The following is a 16,995-nucleotide window of genomic DNA, read 5'->3' on the forward strand; positions in this document are numbered from 1 at the left end:
AAAAATGGCCAGACAACAATACGAATTTTTTCCTAAGAATCCGTATTGTTGTCTGGCCTTACCTTAATATCTTATCATTCCATTATAATATCTACTTTAAATCAAGCTGCTCGAGATACTCAATTGCGTCTTGAAATGTTTCAATAGGTACAACTTTCATTTCAGTTCCAATTTCCTCTGCAGTTTTGGCTGCTACTTGATAATTGGAGTTCTCTTTACCATTTTCGTTAGGTGCAAAGAAAATGTCCACCCCTTCCTTATCTGCAGCAACTACCTTCTTATCAATACCACCGATTCGGTAAACCGTTCCGTCATAATCAATCTCACCAGTTCCCGCAATTTCAAACCCTTTTGTTATATCATCCTCTGTCAGTTGATCGTAAATTTCCAGGGAAAACATTAAACCAGCACTTGGTCCGCCAATACTCCCACTTGAAAACTCTACTGACGGGTCAACAGTCACACTACGATCTGTTACTAATTGAATGCCAATACCGATTTTATTTTCAGCACCTTCAAATGTTTTTAACTGTAATTCTTCAAACCGCGTACTCTCGTCGCGTACAAATTCCACTTCTATCGTATCATTTGCGTTTTTACTTTCAACGTACTTAATTAGATCGTCCGCCTCTTTAACATTTACCCCATCAATTCCGATAATTCGGTCCCCCATTTTCAATTTTCCATCTGCAGGCATCCCTTCCACTACCGACACAACAAACACACCATTATAGTCAATTGTTATATCCTTGTCCGCAGCTTCGTATGCCACTACGGTGGACGCTTCCTGAGAATTTTCCATCATTTGTAGCTGTGCATGCATATACTCATCATCCGAGATTCCTTCAGGTCGAACTTCTTCTAGTGGAAGAATCTGGTGGTGGGGAAGTAGCTTCGCCCAGACAAACTGAATTGGAGTAGCTTGTCCTCCACTTACCGTCACAAGATGCATGTCTCCTGTACTTTGATAGCCATTTTCAACAGACACAATTGGATTAAGAGCATCAGCGCCACCTGGTTTATAAATATAATATGGTAGCTTAAACGCAGCTAGAAAGTACGCAAGTATAACAACGATCACAAGGGCTACTACCTGCTTTTTTGTAAATTTCATAATAAGACTCCTTCCAGTTCCCTCCGCTGCCTGAAAAAAACATCATTAAAACAAGATTTCTCTTTAAAGAACGCGTAATATCCATGCGCTGAATCAATATAATGGTTGTTTTTTCTAGCAAAAGAAATATAGGTGTTGTACTAAAAAAAGTGTATGGCATAAAAAGCCTATGTATGTGCGTATATTGATATAAGCTTGTACAAACCATTCATCCTTCAACTTATTAAAGAGGATAGCATTATTCTACTACTATCGGAAAAATAAGTACAGAGCAAGGTTTATCACATATAGGGGGCTTTATATATTGAAACAATTAGTTAAAACAATTGTCTTAGCCAGTTTAACTACCTTTGTTGCATTCTCACTTATAGCTTTTCCTAATGACTCCTTTGAGGCAAGTATACGAGGATTAAATATATGGTGGGAAGTAGTTTTCCCCTCCTTACTTCCCTTTTTTATCACTTCTGAATTGTTAATTGGTTTCGGAGTGGTTCGTTTTATTGGCGTCCTATTTGAGCCTATTATGCGACCATTATTTAATGTACCTGGCGTAGGGAGTTTCGGATGGGTGATGGGAATGGCAAGCGGCTATCCAACAGGGGCAAAAATCGCAGCACGTCTGCGTGAAGAAAAACAAATTACAAGAGTGGAAGCAGAACGCCTTGTTTCTTTCACTAACGCTTCAAGCCCTTTGTTTATTATTGGAGCTGTTTCTATCGGATTTTTTCATGATGCAAAACTAGGTGTTTTGCTTGCTGTCTGTCATTATGGGAGTAATGCACTCGTAGGCCTTTGCATGCGTTTTTACGGAAGAGCAGAAGAAAGGAAAAACACTAAAATCCCTTTAAAAAAAGAGAGAAGTTTTTCTATAAAAAGAGCTTTTATTGAAATGCATGAGATGAGAACGAGTGATGACAGAGCACTGGGACAAATTTTGGGAGATGCTGTCATAAACTCGATTAAGACACTTGTAATGGTTGGTGGTTTCATTATCCTTTTTTCTGTTTTAACGAAGTTATTTTTCTTAATTGGCGTTTCGCCGCTCATTGCTAACGTGTTCCAGTTTATTTTATCAATCTTTTCTATCCCCATTGAAATGGCACTGCCTTTATTTTCAGGGCTATTTGAAATTACGATTGGCGCCCAAATGATCTCCCAGAAAGTAACAGAAACCGTCCTTCCACAGGCTGTCCTTGTAAGCTTTATCATGGGTTTTAATGGTCTTTCAGTGCAAGCACAGGTCGCTAGTATTCTAGCTGGAACAGATATACGTTTTAAACCTTATTTTCTTGCTCGCTTTTTACATGGTGCACTCGCCAGCATTCTTACGGTTATTTTATACATCCCTCTCTATTTAAATAAACAAACCTTTGAACTTAATGATATACCTGTTTTTAACCAGAACGGAGAGAGCATATGGATTGCAATTATGTCCACGATGCAAAGCATTGGACCTGTCATCACACTATTCTTCCTTTCCTTAGCCGTTTTCTTACTATATCGCAAAACCATTAAAACAAAAGCATAGAGCGCTGAAACGGTAAACGCCGACTATGTACAACCCGGCCTAGGTCAACGTTGACATGACTTAGATCTTTCGGGCTCACGTAGTGACAAATTTATTCTTTTACTTAGAAAAAAATGATCCCACATTAGTAGGATCATCTTTTTATTACTCTATTTTTTAATAAAGTTACTTCTTAGCTACGATATTTTTTGTTAAGCGCTTCTTCAACAGGCTTCGGTACAAGATCAGACACATTTGCTTTATATTTAGCAACTTCCTTAACAATACTTGAGCTCAGAAATGAATATTGATTATTTGTCATGATGAAAAAGGTCTCAATATCCTCGACAAGCTTTCTATTCATGGAAGTTATTTGCATTTCATACTCAAAATCACTCACTGCCCGAAGTCCGCGAATAACTGCTTGGGCGTTCTTTTCCCGAGCATAATCCATTAACAGACCATGGGAGTGATCTACTGTAACATTCGGAATATGTTTTGTAGATTTTTCTATTAACTCAATCCTTTCCTCCACACTGAATAATGGAGCTTTTGATTGATTATTAAATACTGCCACAATGATGTGATCAAAAACTTTTGCAGCGCGTTGGATAATATCTAAATGCCCTAGGGTTAAAGGATCAAAGCTCCCTGGACAAACAGCCATTCTGGTCACAGTAAGTACTCCCTTCTAACTCTTTTGTAAAATAGTTATTCCAATTGTTCCACCGTAGTTATCCTGTTTTAATAAAGTAAATTGTTCGTGATCAAAAGCAATGCTTTCAGCAGGGTCATGCTCGCAATAAATAATAGCAGACTGATTTAATATGTCTAGCTTTAAACTATCACGAAGTATTTGTTCATAATCGAACTTACCATAAGGCGGGTCAAGTAAGAGCAGGTTAAATTTCAACTCTCTTTTCGCAGTTGCTTGTAGAGCCCGAGAAGCTTCTGCTCTATATACCTCTGTACAGTCCTCTAATTTTAACAGACGAAGATTCTCGCCAATAGTATGTATTGCTTTAGGATGCTTATCAACAAATATTCCAAAATCCATCCCTCTGCTAAGAGCTTCTATGCCGAGTGAACCACTCCCTGCAAACAAATCCAGTACAGACCCGCCGTCAAAAAAAGGCCCCATCCTTTGAAAGATTGCTTCCTTTACTTTATCTGTAGTCGGCCTGGTTGATTTTCCAGGTACAGCTTTTAATTGTCTTCCTTTATGTAATCCTGCTATTACGCGCATTTTTCCACCTCTGTCCAGCAGTTCTCGAAATTAATCCTACCACATATAATGCTTTAGGAAAATAGAACGTTTATGAATTAAAAATAAAAACAGCTACGTGCATGTATATATTCTGTTTACTTGACCATAATAGCATATTGAGACAGCTAATGGTTAGTTTGGTTGTTTCAAAACACGGAGAAGACTTACACTTCCCCATAAGTTCTTCCTCCGGTTTCTCCTCTCCCTTTGCCTTTTTGTTTTCTATTTGGAAGCAACAAAGGGACCTGCAGACATTTGTTTGCAGGTTTTTTTATTTTTTAGTCTTTGATTTATCTACTGGAAAGTTATAATGTATACAAAAAAACTGAATAACTTTGTTTTAAAGTTATTCAGCAAATTTACTGGCTATTCGGTGACGAGTCTTTAGATGCCCATCTTATAGTCATACTGTTTTGCCTTATCAGGCTTTGCATTTTCATAATTCGTCTCAACAAAAGGTTTATAAGACCTCTCTACCTTAGATACATAAGATAATTTATTGAGTTTATGTTCTACCTTTTCTAGTTCCTCTTGGTTCACATAAAGCACAGCATATTTTAGACGCTTAGAAGCATATAGAAAATGTCCATAACGTTTAATATGCTTTAAATTTTTCATATGCTGGAACCAAACAATAATACCCTGGCGCATCGTTCGCATAGCTAATTCCTCACCATCTTTATTTTTTCTAAAAAGGGTTCACCTGATTAAGATGCACAGCCACAACCGCCACCACTTCCGCAGCCACAGCCACTATCAGTTAAAGCCCCTCCTTCTTTAGGAGCCTTAATTTGCTCACTTACGCTTAGTGCCACATGCCCACTAATATCGTCTAGCATTTTCTGAAGATTACGTTCTGCTATTTTAAACGAAGCAACCTTTTCATTCATGTCCATCTCACGTTTAACAGAACGAACACTTTTCATAATATCATTATAATCAGGATGATATCTTCCAAATCGTTGTACATCCTCATAATGTACTTTTATATCTTTAAAGGCCTTAATAAGCCTTTGTGCTTCCTTATCTTCATTTAATTCCTGCAGGGAGTGATTGTATGCTTCCATAACGTCGGATTCAATTACCATTTTCCCTAACAACTCTGATCGATCAAGAATATCAACATATTCTAAAGTAGCAATCATGCCTAAGCACCTCCACCCCCATTCTATCATTATATTTCCATTATGAAAATATATTAATCCTTCATAGCTCCTGCAAATTGTAGCATCATACCTACCATATTCATCTGATTGCTAAACCTCTCCACCCTTTGTGGTATTGTCTTGCCATAATAAACCTTTGCTTCTTTTGGCAATTCACTTATTCTGGATGGCTCTCTAGAGAGGTATCTATACCATTCGGGATTATATCGAACAAAGCGAGCAATCTGCGGATTCTCTTCAAGGTATAGAAGACATGACTTTTCCATTTTATCCTCCTTAATCTTTAAACCAGCCTAATCCATTCTTCGTTGCAGTTTCAGATGAGGTCTCAGATTGTTTAAACTGACCTAACAATTCTTGAATAACAGAAATCGTATTGTTAAATGAGTCAATTTGTTTTTGCACTTTGTTTAAATCCATATTCTCCGTCATTTTTATTAGGTTGGAAAAAAGCTCTTTATTTTTCTCTACTGACCCTTGACTCTCTTTTTGGTCTGCTTGTTCCCCCGTGTCTACCTCTTTATATTCATCCCAGACTGAATCATCTTCTCCAAGCAGGGCCCATTGTTCATAGTATTCCTGCCAAGACCTCCCACTCTTCCTAATTTTCTTGATCAGCGCTGGGTGCTTGTTAATAAATGTTTTGAATTCAACCACAGAGGGGTGTAATTTATGGCTCAACCTATTCACCTCCAGCAATATAGTCATCAGTACTATAATTTATGCCTTTAAAATGATACTGTGAAGGCGAAATTAAAAAGAAATTGAACCTGAGTATGAGATATACAGAAGTTTAATCAAGCATCACATTAATAAAGGCATAAGAGTATGCTATGCTAAATAAATAAAACAGAAATGCCAAACAACCAACAAGAGTCTAATCTCTTGATTGATTGTTCGGCATATGAGCCAGGAACTATGTTATATGCTTGTTATTCTGGTCGTTGCAAGAAGTTTTGAGTATAATATAATCGGTAGACCCCCACACCAAGATGGGTATAAGATTCGTTTAATAAGGCTTCCCTGTGACCCTCACTATTCAACCAGCCTTCCATTGCTGCCGGAGCATCCGTATATTGCGCAGCAATATTTTCTCCTGCTGATGAGTAATAAACATCTTCTAATGCTAGTCTTTCTTTTAATCCTGAACCGTCCTGACTATAGTGAGAGAAATAGTTGTTTTCTTCCATATCCTTACTATGTTTAAAAGCCACTAATGAGACCGAATTTTCTTCTTTTAGAGTCGAACGCTCATGATTTCTCCGAATAACATTTGTCATATCATAAATCTGCTTCTCCATTCCCGCTTCTATTTCTTCCCATTCCTCATCAGAAAAAGAGGGATCCTCAGGAATATTACCTCGATATTCTAAGCCATATGGACGATGTCGTAATAAAACATCACCTGTCATAATTCTTACGGAAGATAATTGATTAGTAAAGGTATCAAAATAAGTTTGCAGAAATAGATTATCGGTTAGCTTGATAAGTGGGCGCTTATTAAAATCTTCCTCAGACAGTTGAAAACGATATGAGGAAACACCTGCTTCATATGCAACTTCTTTTTCATATTGAAAGTCCGTTTTTATAGTGGCTAACGCATCCTGAACAGCTTGGCGCGATTGGCCAATTTCAATGGGAGCCATATCATTTCTTTCACCTGTAGCAAAAATGGTTTGAATTTCATCCTCTTGTATTCCAAATTGAAGATATTGATTCCCATCATTTGAATAAACCCACCAGGTATAATGGTATGCACTTTTATCTTTTCTTATAGGATCGCCAAGCTGTTCTACTAACTCTTCTGAACTCTTTCCAATCCATTCAAACAATTCACCACCATTAGTAAGCACTGGCATTTCAGGGACGACTTTGGATTTTAGTAAACTTTCTCTACCTTTTATAAAAATGTTATCTAATTCATTTATACTCGATTTTGTTGATCTATCAGATTGTTCAAGTAAGTAGAATCCAATCATAGTAAAAAGTAAAAGTGCTAAAATGATACGAATATAGCGCATAGCAAATCCTCCTAACTTGTATATATCTATCTATATGAACGAGAAGTAGAAACCATTCTTCTTTCTCTATTATTTAACACGTTCCACATAAAAAAATCTATTTATAAACCTACTTATTGAAAACGAAACCATTGTAATCAACATCCCTTGCAACTTGGTCCGATTCATACTATTATAGTTTAATGAGGACAAATATGTGAGGTGAACGAAATTGAGAATCGAAAACACTGGATTTGAAGACGTACTAATTGATTTAAAACCGCTGGATCACTTAACTGCAAAACATGCTTTTGTTCGTGCAGGCCAATGGGATTATGACCGTGTCACCTATGATTACAGAATTGATTCCAAAGAAAAAAATGTTACATACTATATCCGCCTTCAAGGTTATGCCACGGAAGGTGATGTAGATCGTGGAAATGCCGTAATCAAGATGATGACTCCACTACTTGGAAAGCATTACTATCCACATGGTGTGGAATATGGTGAGAATGAAAACTTCCCAGAAAACCTTGTGGAACGTGCTCAAAGCATTGTAAAGAAAGTCAAAGAAGAATTGGAACATTATAAAAACTGACAGATGAACGAACCAACTACTAATTTGTAGTTGGTTTTTTACGGAACTATGCTAAACAACCATGTTAGGATTTTCTAGCCATAACATTACATAATTTACTTTAATTAAACTGTTCAAAACAACGAATTAATGCTATATTTTTAATAACCATACATAAAAAGCTGTATTGAAAGGAGCTATCGTATACCGTTGCTGCGAAATATTAAAAAGCACCATTGGACATTAATTCTTCTTGGAATAGTGTTGGTGATGGCAATTATCTTTATATTGCCAATTTCTATCCCATTAGTAGTTGCTTTTATTACAGCACTTATTTTAAACCCTTTGGTTCGCTTACTACAAAAAAAAGTAAGACTTAGCAGAAAAGCTTCTGTTACAATCATCTTCTTGCTCTTTCTTCTAATAGTAGGTGTAGCTGGAACATTTATTGTAACGAAAACAGTAACACAAGTTGTAAATTTTGCTGAAGACGTGCCCTCCCATATAAATAAATTAAATGAGATTTATAAAGATTGGGAAGCTGATTTAGAACAATACACTGATAATTTACCTTCTGAATTTGTTAATCAGGTTTCTGAGAGTATTGAGCAGAATCTAGTCAATTTGAGCACCACTGCAAAAGAAAAGATCACCTTAGATAGAATCGCTCAAATTGTAGCACAAGTTCCACAATATTTGATTAGTTTTCTCGTATACCTAATTGCATTATTCTTATTTATGCTTGAGCTACCAATCCTAAAAGCGAAAACATATAATTTGATGACGACACAGACCGCTAAAAAAGTATCATTTATGAATAAACGTCTTTCTCATGTAATATTAGGTTTTTTTAAAGCTCAATTCCTTGTTAGTTTACTCATTCTTGCAGGGTCCCTTATCGGTCTATTTTTAATTGTGCCTGAAGTAGCGATTGTAATGTCACTTATAATTTGGGTAGTTGATATTATACCAATTATTGGTTCCGTTATAGTACTAGGGCCGTGGGCTTTAATTATGCTACTTGCAGGGGATGTCTCTACAGGTATTCAATTATCAATATTGGCGATTATACTGCTAGCGATACGACGAATAGTTGAACCGAAAGTTATGGGACGCCACATTGGTCTCTCGCCTTTAGCTACATTAATTGCTATGTTTATTGGCTTAAAGCTACTGGGTATCCTTGGTTTTATACTTGGTCCACTGCTTGTTATAGCATTTAACTCAGCCAAAGAGGCTGGTATCATAAAATGGAAGATAAAAGTTTAATAAAAGAAAAGCAAAAAGTGAGCCCTTTTAAAAAACAACGGCTCACTTTTTTATGTTTTACTTTCTAAATAATACTTTTAAAAAATATTTGGCTTAAGAGCCTAGTATGGCTTTTATCATGCTAGTAGTACCGCCACCATCATATAATATATAAAGTAATAAATAAACCATTACCCCAGTGATTGCTGTGAAGAACCAAATGATACTAGTAACGGGGCCGATTTTTCTATGTTTTTTTATATTCCGCTTAAAGGCAAGTGTTAATGTTACCAGGCCAAATACAGCTCCTGTGGTCGCGAGAATTATATGAAAAACAAGAAACAATGTATAATAAATTTCTAACTCCTCTGGACCACCGAAGCTTGTGTTTCCAACAAAAACAGTTCGCGATACGTAAATTATAAAGAATATCAAGGCACTGATAGCAGCTGCAATCATCGTTTTCTTATGTGTCGCAGCTTTTCCCTTTGCTATAAATCTCCAGCCGAATGCAACCAAGATAGCACTCAGTACGATGAAAAAAGTACTTACTGTTGGTAAAAGAGGCATAATTGATAATTCCTTTCCATCTAGAACTCATGTAACGAAAGCTTAATAGTTGTGTGTTTCAGCAGGAATTGGGTCCACCTTCAAACTTTCCGTGTTAAACCATCCATAAAAAATCCGTGCTAAAATAACACCGTACGTGATTTCTTGCATGATCTTCATGATGATACCACCCAATTGTTGATCCTCCAGTGGGCTCATATTAGAAAACATCTGCGGTCCAGACAATTGTCCACTTAGCCCTTGAAGAACATCTCCTGGGACACAAAGCTGCATTGCTTGTATCCAAGCCCCACCTTGCGAATATGTATCAAATAACGTATGATCTGCAAAGATAATTAATACACATGCAGGTGTTATCAGTACACTATTTGCAAAAATGTAGCCAATTTTCAATAAAGGTTTAATCGTATTTGTTTCTTTTAGTGGAGATAAAATTGGCCACCATACGATAAATGCAGCAACCAAAATAACGATCGATATCGTTGTATGTGCAATCTGTGAAGACTTAGCGAAATCAAAAATGATTGGCATGTGATAAACAGAAAACAACGTATTAAATAATAATAACGAAATTATCGGTTTAGTTAGCAAATTGAGTACTGGGCGTACAACTGGTAAATAAACAACCTTACGCCAAATCCATGCTGGGATCCCTTTAATCAACAATATAGGAAACACCAAGTAATAAATAGCCATTTGTGCCATATGTGCAGAAAGCATAATATGTGTTAGTAAGTCAATCGGTGATCCTTTCACAATGTATAATAGAGCAAAGGCAGTATAGACAAATACTTTTTGTTTTTTAGTCGGTTCCTCATCCCCACCAAACTTTCTGCGGAAAGGCCCTGTTATTAAAAAGTATGCAATAGCTAGTCCTAATACAAAGAGGAAAAAGTAAGGGCTCCATAATGCCCGGAAGCCAAATATCTGAAGTTCAAGCCACATTATTACCCACTCCAAAGTTAGATTATCTTTATCATTATAACGTACTCTCTAGCAAGATACACGCTTATAATGTGACGATTTTAGAACGAAAGTATTTTTTCGAAATTGCACTTAATGTGTTGACGAAAAAGAAAGATTATTTCGGTCTATTTCTTAACCATTTAAAAACAGTAAAAAAAAGGCTGGGATTTCTCCCAGCCTAAATATTTATTACCACCATACGATAACACTAAGTGCAGCTATGGTTAGTAAAGCAGCAAATATTCCACCATAAATCATCATTGAAGGTAACTCATGTCCCTTATCCTTCATATGCATGAAATAATAAAACTGGAATGCAACCTGCACTACCGCTAGAAGAAGTAGCACTGGAACGATGAACATTTTGTCCACAATTACATCTGTAGCTACGATACCGAAAGCAATGATTGTAAACCCAATCATAAGCGCAAAGGAAATAAGCTGCTTTTTCATTTCATCCTTACTCTTTTGTTTGTGGTATGAATTTACTTTATTGGTATTGGTGTTATCAGCCATTGGTTAACCCACCTTTCCCATTAAGTATACAACTGTAAAGATAAACACCCATACAACATCAATAAAGTGCCAGTATAAGCTAAAAGTGTAGTATTTCGGCGCGTTGTATAAATTAAGTCCTCTTTTCGCATTACGTACCATCAGAGCAATCAGCCAGCTAAGCCCAAAGACAACGTGGCCTCCGTGAAATCCTACTAATGTGTAAAAAGCAGAACCAAAGGCAGAAGAGCGAAAAGTAAACTCGTACTCATGAATATAATGGTAAAACTCATATATTTCGCAAGCAAGGAAAGCCATACCTAGCAAGGCTGTTATTCCTAACCAAAGTTGCATTTTTTTGAAATTGTTATTTTTCATTTGATACATTGCATATACACTTGTCAATGAACTTGTTAACAACAACATTGTCATTACAAATACAAGTTCAAGGCCAAATAGATCTGTTGATGCAGGGCCACCTGCTGTGGAATTTCTTAAAGCAAGATAGGTACCAAACAAACTGGCAAATAGGACGGTCTCTCCGCCAAGGAAAAACCATAAGCCTAAAAATTTATTCTTGCCTTCCAGGGTGGCCTTTTCCGGTTCTTGTGGCATTGTTTCTGGATTCAAGGAATGATCTTGACTCATATCAGTCAGCCTCCCTTTCAAGGTCTTCTTTGTGAATATGGAAACCGTGGTAATCTTTCAGTGATCTAATTAGCATGCAGATCAGCGCTATGCCTATACCTATAAATATTGCTGCCAGCCATCCACTGTGATCAACTTGATAGATAAACCCGAACCCTGCTACAAAAAATCCAAATGACATAATGAACGGTAAAATAGAAGCGTCCGGCATATGAATATCACCTAGAGGTTCTGCAGGTGTAATTTTACCTTTTCCTTCTGTTTTCTCAATCCATAATGGATCAAGCCCACGAATAAGTGGTGTTTGCTTAAAGTTATAAAATGGTGGTGGAGAAGGAATTGCCCACTCCAAGGAACGACCATCCCATGGATCAGCAGAAGCTTTTTCTCCTTTAACACTTGTATAAATAATGTTAATGACAAAGATTAATCCACCGATTCCCATTAGAAATGCACCAATGGTACTAATTAGATTACCATTATCTAGTCCTTGGTCTTCCAAGAATACCCAATAACGACGCGGCATTCCCATAAGCCCTAGAAAATGTTGGATAAAGAAAGTTAAATGAAATCCGATAAAGAACAACCAGAAAGATATCTTACCTAGTGTTTCATTTAAAATTCTGCCAAACATCTTCGGCCACCAATAATGTAATCCTGCAAGTATACCGAATACTACCCCACCAACAATTACATAGTGAAAGTGTGCGACAACAAAGTAGGTGTCATGATATTGATAGTCAGCCACTGCTGAGGCAAGCATTACACCAGTCATACCACCAATTGTAAAAGATGGAATGAATGCAAGCGTCCAAAGCATTGCTGAGTTGATGGTAATACTTCCACCCCACATTGTAGCAAGCCAGTTAAATATTTTAATACCTGTTGGTACTGCAATCGCCATTGTAGCAATTGCGAATATCGCGTTGGCTACTGGCCCTAGACCTACTGTAAACATGTGGTGTGCCCATACCATAAATCCTAAGAAAGCGATTAGTATTGTTGCGAATACCATTGCCGTATAACCAAACAACCGTTTTTTAGAGAAAGTCGAAATAATATCACTGAAGATACCAAAGGCAGGTAATATCAGAATATATACTTCAGGGTGTCCAAATATCCAAAATAAATGTTGCCAAATGACTGAATTTCCTCCCAATGTAACATCAAAAAATGCTGCACCGAACATACGGTCAAACATTAATAGGAATAATCCTACTGTTAAAGCTGGGAAAGCAAAAAGAATTAACACACTAGTTACAAATGTAGTCCATGTAAATAGTGGCATACGCATGTAAGTCATCCCTGGCGCTCTCATGGTAACAATTGTCACCAGAAAGTTAATTCCACCTATTAAGGTTCCGGCACCCGAGATCTGTAGACCCATTATGTAAAAATCTACACCATGTCCAGGTGATTGAATTGATAGAGGTGCATAAGAAGTCCAACCAGCATCAGGCGCACCGCCTAAAAACCAACTGCAGTTTAGCAAGACTCCACCAAACAAAAATAACCAAAATCCTAACGAGTTCAAAAATGGAAACGCAACGTCTCGTGCCCCGATTTGTAAAGGCATTATAGCGTTCATTAAACCTAGTAATAATGGCATGGCTGCAAGAAATATCATTGTTGTTCCATGCATCGTAATCATTTCATTGTATAAGCCAGCAGTAAGGAAATCATTTTCCGGGCTTATTAATTGTATACGTATAAATAAAGCTTCGAGTCCGCCTAGTAGGAAAAAGAAACCACCAGCAAATAAATATAACTTAGCTATTTTCTTATGGTCGACTGTTGTTAAATAATCCCACACGGCAGCCATAAAACCTTTCTTCTGAGCAGCTGCAATACTCAAATTTTAAACCTCCCTTTAACATCTTCCATCCCGTTTTAGTTTTGTTTTTACTTCTAGTTCCCTGCGCTTTCAGGAGAAATATCTGAAGGCTTTAATTGCAATAAATAGTTAGCAATCTGCTTTGCTTCTTCCTCTGAAACCTCAGGGTAATTACCAGTCATTTTATTTCCTGGTTTAATTGCTTCAGGATCCATTAACCATTCGACTAGATTTTCTTCTGTTGGCTCAAGATACCCTGCAATTTTGGAACGGTCACCGAAGTTTGTAAGGTTAGGCCCGGTTGCATTTGGAGAAGATCCAATAGCATGACAAGCCACACAACTTTTCTCCTCAAATAATGCTTTTCCATCTTGAGCTACTGCATCTTCTGGTTCAGCCTCAGGGTCAACACTTTGCATATCAGAAATCCATTGTTCGTATTCCTCTGGGCTCACTGCTACAACTTTGAAATCCATAAGTGAGTGAGATGGGCCACATAACTCAGCACATTTCCCCCAGTAAACGCCTTCTTCGTGTGCTTGTAAGTACATAGTGTTTACATTCTCAGGGTTGACATCCATTTTCCCAGAAATACTCGGAACCCACAGTGAGTGGATAACATCTGAAGATATCATGTTTAAATAAACTCTTTCACCTGTTGGAATGTATAAATCCTGACTTGTTTGCACTTCATCACCTTCATAATTAAAGTGCCACCAGTATTGATTCCCAGTTACTTCTACATTAATGCCATCTTGTGCCTCTGATTTATCAGCAAGGTCAAACGTTGCTGCAACTGTAGGCACTGCTAGAATAAGTACTAGAATAATCGGGATTACAGTCCAAACAGTCTCTAGTGTTTTATTACCTTCAACTTGTTTCGGAATAAAATCCTCCTGCCCCTTCTTTTTACGGAAGCGAACCAATGTAATGACATATACGAGTAATACAATAGCAAAAACAAACGCCATGATAATTATAGAAAGAATAATTAGATTCATGGATGACTCAGCGCCATACCCTTTTGGTTCAAAAGCCGTCAGATTTTCTTTCCCACATCCGGCAAGAAGTAATGCCAGCATACCGAAAAGAAATAAAGGTTTTCTTTTTCCCATCCAACCTATCATTTATTTATACCTCTCTTTCCTCATGTTGTTTCCTTATATATATTTATTATTAAGGACAATAACTAACTAAACGGTGAATTGATGGTTACTAGCACCATCACAAGGCAAAGAACTGTCAAATAATTTAACGAATAGATGAATATCATATTTGCCCATTTCAGATCATCTTTCATAAAGAAACCTCTTATTGCAAGTGCAAGCCAACCCACATTTAAAATAGAAGCGACTATAATAAACACAGTTCCTAACTCAGATAAGTAAAAAGGAAGTGGCAATAAGCAGGCGATATAAATTGCAATCTGCCGTTTAGTAATTTCGAAACCTCGCACAACTGGAAGCATCGGGATTCCAGCTCCTTTGTATTCTTTGCATTTTTTCATAGCTAATGCAAGGAAGTGTGGCGTTTGCCAAATAAACATTATGATGAAAAGGCCAAATGGTACAATATGAAAATTTGGATCTACTGCTGCCCATCCAATTAACGGGGGTGCAGCTCCTGAAAAGCTCCCGATTGCAGTATTAAGTGTGTACCTTCTTTTTGACCACATTGTATATAACACCACATAGGTAAACCACCCCATAAAAGCAAATAATACTGCCTCTAATGTGGTAAACATTAATAAACCAAATCCTAATGCTGTGGCGATTATTCCCAAAGCTAATGCTGTATTCAAAGATATGTTACCGGTTACGGTAGGCCTCGTCTTCGTTCGAGCCATTTTGGGGTCAATATCTACATCATACCAATTATTTAAAATACAACCACCAGCGATAACGAGTGTACTACCAATTATTGTTAATAGAAAGACATCCCATTTCGCCATAAAAGAGGTGTTTGTAAAATAAAGAGCTAACCAGAACCCTGTAAAAACAGTTATTAAGTTTGAGTTCACTATTCCAACCTTAACGAGTGATTTCACATCAGCAAATGTAACATGATTTTTTTTATCAGATACACTTAATGTTGCTACTTCTGGTGAAGATGTTGTCTCAATTTTATCCATTTTGTCTCCCCCCTTCATATACCAGTTAGATGGCCTAATATAGCCATTTACTTTTCTATTAAAGTTCTTAAATTGTAATAGACCATTATTTTTATTGTATCACGGAATTGTTTAACAATCTAATAACTTCAACATTATTTTAAAGTAATCAGGGAACAATTTATGTGACAAATTTATGAATATTAGGAGAAGGCTTACAAAATATCGCCTTTCTTTTCGTATCAAAATGGTTAACTATATGGCTTTAATCATGTTAAATTATGTAGAAACCACAAAATCATCTAGTCTATTTCTAGCAAACAACGACCAACAATGCAAGGTTTTTTGTAAATCCTAAGTGAAAAAACAGTCTATTCATGGTACTATAGCTATTGTGTCCGGCAAATTTTTGTCTGGTTAGACTTTATGTCGAATTAAACACCCAGCAACATTTACATATTTAACACTAACATTTTCCATTATGAAGTGGGGTTGTAAGATGATTAAAACTTTAAAAAGCTTTTCCCTTATTGCCACAATAGGGATGCTTCTAATACTTCTCGGTGGTGCACTGGTAACAAAGACCGATTCTGGTGATGGTTGCGGAAAAAGTTGGCCATTATGTGAGGGACAATTTATTCCTACCAACATTTCTATTGAGCTGGTCATAGAATTGAGCCACCGTATGGTATCAGGAATTGTCGGAATCGCTGTTGTAGTGTTAGCTGTACTTGCATGGAAATATTTAGGGCATGTCCGAGAAGTTAAGTTTCTTTCCATATTGTCTGTATTCTTCCTTGTATTACAAGCTTTAATTGGCGCTGCAGCAGTTATGTGGGGGCAATCTGACTTTGCATTGGCTGCTCACTTTGGAATCTCGCTTGTTTCATTCGCCTCCGTATTTCTACTTACGCTTCTCATTTTTGAGATCGATAAGAAATTTGATGCTAGGTCATTATTCATCAAAAAAAAGCATCGTATTGAGATTTATGCTTTAACTGTCTATACAATTTGCGTTGTATATACTGGAGCGCTCGTTCGCCATACAGAATCAAACCTAGTTTGCGGTGATTGGCCCTTCTGTACCAATACTTCACCATTTGCTTTTAATTTATACAGTACAGAGCAATGGATCCAAATGGGACATCGACTTGCAGCCGGTTTACTTTTTCTTTGGACTTTAACTTTAGCAATCCGAATGGTTCGTCAATATCGCGATAAAAAGGTTATGTATTGGGGATGGATTGTTACCCTTTCCCTAATTGCCTTACAGGTATTTACTGGAGCAATGATAATTTTCACCGTCTTAAACTTAGGTATAGCTCTACTACATGCTCTCATTATTTCCTGTTTCTTTGGTATGTTAAGTTATTTTGTCTTACATGCTACGAGAAGCTCAAAGTTTGAAAAAGAAAAACCTAACACATCCACTAAGAAAACAATGTAAAAAATGCGGCAGTTCCCATCTGGGTTTCTGCCGCACTTTTGTTTTA

19 protein-coding genes are annotated in these 16,995 nt (G+C 37.0%); 4 read left to right on the plus strand and 15 right to left on the minus strand.

Annotation, left to right across the window (positions count from 1 at the left end; genetic code table 11):
• Positions 1–91: 91 nt before the first annotated feature.
• Positions 92–1,114 (minus strand): SepM family pheromone-processing serine protease, encoded by a 1,023-nt coding sequence (locus BN985_RS12965; protein ID WP_042223873.1) that lies wholly within the window; start codon positions 1,112–1,114, stop codon positions 92–94.
• 304 nt (positions 1,115–1,418) lie between these two features.
• Here BN985_RS12965 and ylbJ point away from each other — a divergent pair, with 304 nt between their 5' ends.
• Complete coding sequence (gene ylbJ, locus BN985_RS12970) at positions 1,419–2,642, plus strand: sporulation integral membrane protein YlbJ (RefSeq protein WP_042223875.1); 1,224 nt, start codon at positions 1,419–1,421, stop codon at positions 2,640–2,642.
• Between the two features lie 172 nt (positions 2,643–2,814).
• Here ylbJ and coaD read toward each other — a convergent pair whose 3' ends face one another.
• From coaD to BN985_RS13005, 7 genes are all read right to left on the minus strand, one after another.
• Positions 2,815–3,288, minus strand: coding sequence for a pantetheine-phosphate adenylyltransferase (gene coaD, locus BN985_RS12975; protein WP_408634689.1), 474 nt, complete (start codon positions 3,286–3,288; stop codon positions 2,815–2,817).
• Positions 3,289–3,312: 24 nt separating this feature from the next.
• A complete protein-coding gene (rsmD, locus tag BN985_RS12980; protein WP_042223879.1) occupies positions 3,313–3,867 on the minus strand; it encodes a 16S rRNA (guanine(966)-N(2))-methyltransferase RsmD in 555 nt (184 codons plus the stop codon).
• Between the two features lie 405 nt (positions 3,868–4,272).
• Entirely contained in the window at positions 4,273–4,548 is a 276-nt protein-coding gene (locus BN985_RS12985) for a YlbG family protein (protein WP_042223881.1), read from the minus strand.
• A gap of 47 nt (positions 4,549–4,595) precedes the next feature.
• Positions 4,596–5,033 (minus strand): YlbF family regulator, encoded by a 438-nt coding sequence (locus tag BN985_RS12990; RefSeq protein WP_042223883.1) that lies wholly within the window; start codon positions 5,031–5,033, stop codon positions 4,596–4,598.
• A 53-nt stretch (positions 5,034–5,086) separates the two neighbouring features.
• The gene (locus BN985_RS12995) at positions 5,087–5,320 is read right to left on the minus strand and encodes a YlbE-like family protein (RefSeq protein ID WP_042223885.1); all 234 of its coding nucleotides are present in this window, start codon (positions 5,318–5,320) and stop codon (positions 5,087–5,089) included.
• A gap of 10 nt (positions 5,321–5,330) precedes the next feature.
• Positions 5,331–5,735: a YlbD family protein gene (gene ylbD / locus BN985_RS13000; RefSeq protein WP_232225587.1), complete on the minus strand. Its 405-nt coding sequence runs from the start codon at positions 5,733–5,735 to the stop codon at positions 5,331–5,333.
• Positions 5,736–5,986: 251 nt separating this feature from the next.
• Positions 5,987–7,075: a CAP domain-containing protein gene (locus BN985_RS13005; protein WP_042223887.1), complete on the minus strand. Its 1,089-nt coding sequence runs from the start codon at positions 7,073–7,075 to the stop codon at positions 5,987–5,989.
• Between the two features lie 211 nt (positions 7,076–7,286).
• Between BN985_RS13005 and BN985_RS13010 the strand changes: the two genes are divergently transcribed.
• Positions 7,287–7,652, plus strand: a complete 366-nt coding sequence (locus BN985_RS13010; RefSeq protein WP_042223888.1) for a YugN family protein — start codon at positions 7,287–7,289, stop codon at positions 7,650–7,652.
• Positions 7,653–7,841: 189 nt separating this feature from the next.
• Positions 7,842–8,900, plus strand: coding sequence for a sporulation integral membrane protein YtvI (ytvI, locus tag BN985_RS13015; protein ID WP_042223889.1), 1,059 nt, complete (start codon positions 7,842–7,844; stop codon positions 8,898–8,900).
• 93 nt (positions 8,901–8,993) lie between these two features.
• On the opposite strand, the gene BN985_RS13020 is transcribed toward ytvI, so the two are convergent.
• The 7 genes from BN985_RS13020 to cyoE all read right to left on the minus strand — a co-directional run bounded on the left by BN985_RS13020 (position 8,994) and on the right by cyoE (position 15,523).
• On the minus strand, positions 8,994–9,449 hold the full coding sequence (locus BN985_RS13020; protein WP_042223891.1) for a DUF420 domain-containing protein: 456 nt from the start codon (positions 9,447–9,449) through the stop codon (positions 8,994–8,996).
• A 42-nt stretch (positions 9,450–9,491) separates the two neighbouring features.
• The gene (ctaG, locus tag BN985_RS13025; RefSeq protein ID WP_042223893.1) at positions 9,492–10,394 is read right to left on the minus strand and encodes a cytochrome c oxidase assembly factor CtaG; all 903 of its coding nucleotides are present in this window, start codon (positions 10,392–10,394) and stop codon (positions 9,492–9,494) included.
• Between the two features lie 210 nt (positions 10,395–10,604).
• Positions 10,605–10,931, minus strand: coding sequence for a cytochrome c oxidase subunit IVB (gene ctaF / locus BN985_RS13030; RefSeq protein ID WP_042223895.1), 327 nt, complete (start codon positions 10,929–10,931; stop codon positions 10,605–10,607).
• 3 nt (positions 10,932–10,934) lie between these two features.
• Positions 10,935–11,558, minus strand: coding sequence for a cytochrome (ubi)quinol oxidase subunit III (locus tag BN985_RS13035; RefSeq protein ID WP_042223897.1), 624 nt, complete (start codon positions 11,556–11,558; stop codon positions 10,935–10,937).
• Position 11,559: 1 nt separating this feature from the next.
• Positions 11,560–13,413 carry a cytochrome c oxidase subunit I gene (ctaD, locus tag BN985_RS13040; RefSeq protein WP_042223899.1) on the minus strand — a complete coding sequence of 618 codons (1,854 nt, stop codon included), beginning with the start codon at positions 13,411–13,413 and terminating at the stop codon, positions 11,560–11,562.
• Between the two features lie 53 nt (positions 13,414–13,466).
• Positions 13,467–14,519, minus strand: coding sequence for a cytochrome c oxidase subunit II (coxB, locus tag BN985_RS13045; RefSeq protein ID WP_042223900.1), 1,053 nt, complete (start codon positions 14,517–14,519; stop codon positions 13,467–13,469).
• A gap of 62 nt (positions 14,520–14,581) precedes the next feature.
• Complete coding sequence (gene cyoE, locus BN985_RS13050; protein WP_042223902.1) at positions 14,582–15,523, minus strand: heme o synthase; 942 nt, start codon at positions 15,521–15,523, stop codon at positions 14,582–14,584.
• Between the two features lie 478 nt (positions 15,524–16,001).
• Between cyoE and BN985_RS13055 the strand changes: the two genes are divergently transcribed.
• Positions 16,002–16,949, plus strand: a complete 948-nt coding sequence (locus BN985_RS13055; protein ID WP_042223904.1) for a COX15/CtaA family protein — start codon at positions 16,002–16,004, stop codon at positions 16,947–16,949.
• The last annotated feature ends 46 nt before the right edge of the window (positions 16,950–16,995 follow it).

Origin of the sequence: Oceanobacillus manasiensis, assembly GCF_000724085.1 — a bacterium.
Taxonomy (GTDB): domain Bacteria; phylum Bacillota; class Bacilli; order Bacillales; family Amphibacillaceae; genus Oceanobacillus_B; species Oceanobacillus_B manasiensis.

What these genes read in the sequence shown, in the direction of transcription:
- BN985_RS12965 (WP_042223873.1), bottom strand. Translation starts at nt 1,114, where the DNA reads ATGAAATTTACAAAAAAGCAGGTAGTAGCCCTTGTGATCGTTGTTATA.
- coaD (WP_408634689.1), bottom strand. Translation starts at nt 3,288, where the DNA reads ATGGCTGTTTGTCCAGGGAGCTTTGATCCTTTAACCCTAGGGCATTTA.
- rsmD (WP_042223879.1), bottom strand. Translation starts at nt 3,867, where the DNA reads ATGCGCGTAATAGCAGGATTACATAAAGGAAGACAATTAAAAGCTGTA.
- BN985_RS12985 (WP_042223881.1), bottom strand. Translation starts at nt 4,548, where the DNA reads ATGCGAACGATGCGCCAGGGTATTATTGTTTGGTTCCAGCATATGAAA.
- BN985_RS12990 (WP_042223883.1), bottom strand. Translation starts at nt 5,033, where the DNA reads ATGATTGCTACTTTAGAATATGTTGATATTCTTGATCGATCAGAGTTG.
- BN985_RS12995 (WP_042223885.1), bottom strand. Translation starts at nt 5,320, where the DNA reads ATGGAAAAGTCATGTCTTCTATACCTTGAAGAGAATCCGCAGATTGCT.
- BN985_RS13005 (WP_042223887.1), bottom strand. Translation starts at nt 7,075, where the DNA reads ATGCGCTATATTCGTATCATTTTAGCACTTTTACTTTTTACTATGATT.
- BN985_RS13020 (WP_042223891.1), bottom strand. Translation starts at nt 9,449, where the DNA reads ATGCCTCTTTTACCAACAGTAAGTACTTTTTTCATCGTACTGAGTGCT.
- ctaG (WP_042223893.1), bottom strand. Translation starts at nt 10,394, where the DNA reads ATGTGGCTTGAACTTCAGATATTTGGCTTCCGGGCATTATGGAGCCCT.
- ctaF (WP_042223895.1), bottom strand. Translation starts at nt 10,931, where the DNA reads ATGGCTGATAACACCAATACCAATAAAGTAAATTCATACCACAAACAA.
- BN985_RS13035 (WP_042223897.1), bottom strand. Translation starts at nt 11,558, where the DNA reads ATGAGTCAAGATCATTCCTTGAATCCAGAAACAATGCCACAAGAACCG.
- coxB (WP_042223900.1), bottom strand. Translation starts at nt 14,519, where the DNA reads ATGATAGGTTGGATGGGAAAAAGAAAACCTTTATTTCTTTTCGGTATG.
- cyoE (WP_042223902.1), bottom strand. Translation starts at nt 15,523, where the DNA reads ATGGATAAAATTGAGACAACATCTTCACCAGAAGTAGCAACATTAAGT.
- BN985_RS13055 (WP_042223904.1), top strand. Translation starts at nt 16,002, where the DNA reads ATGATTAAAACTTTAAAAAGCTTTTCCCTTATTGCCACAATAGGGATG.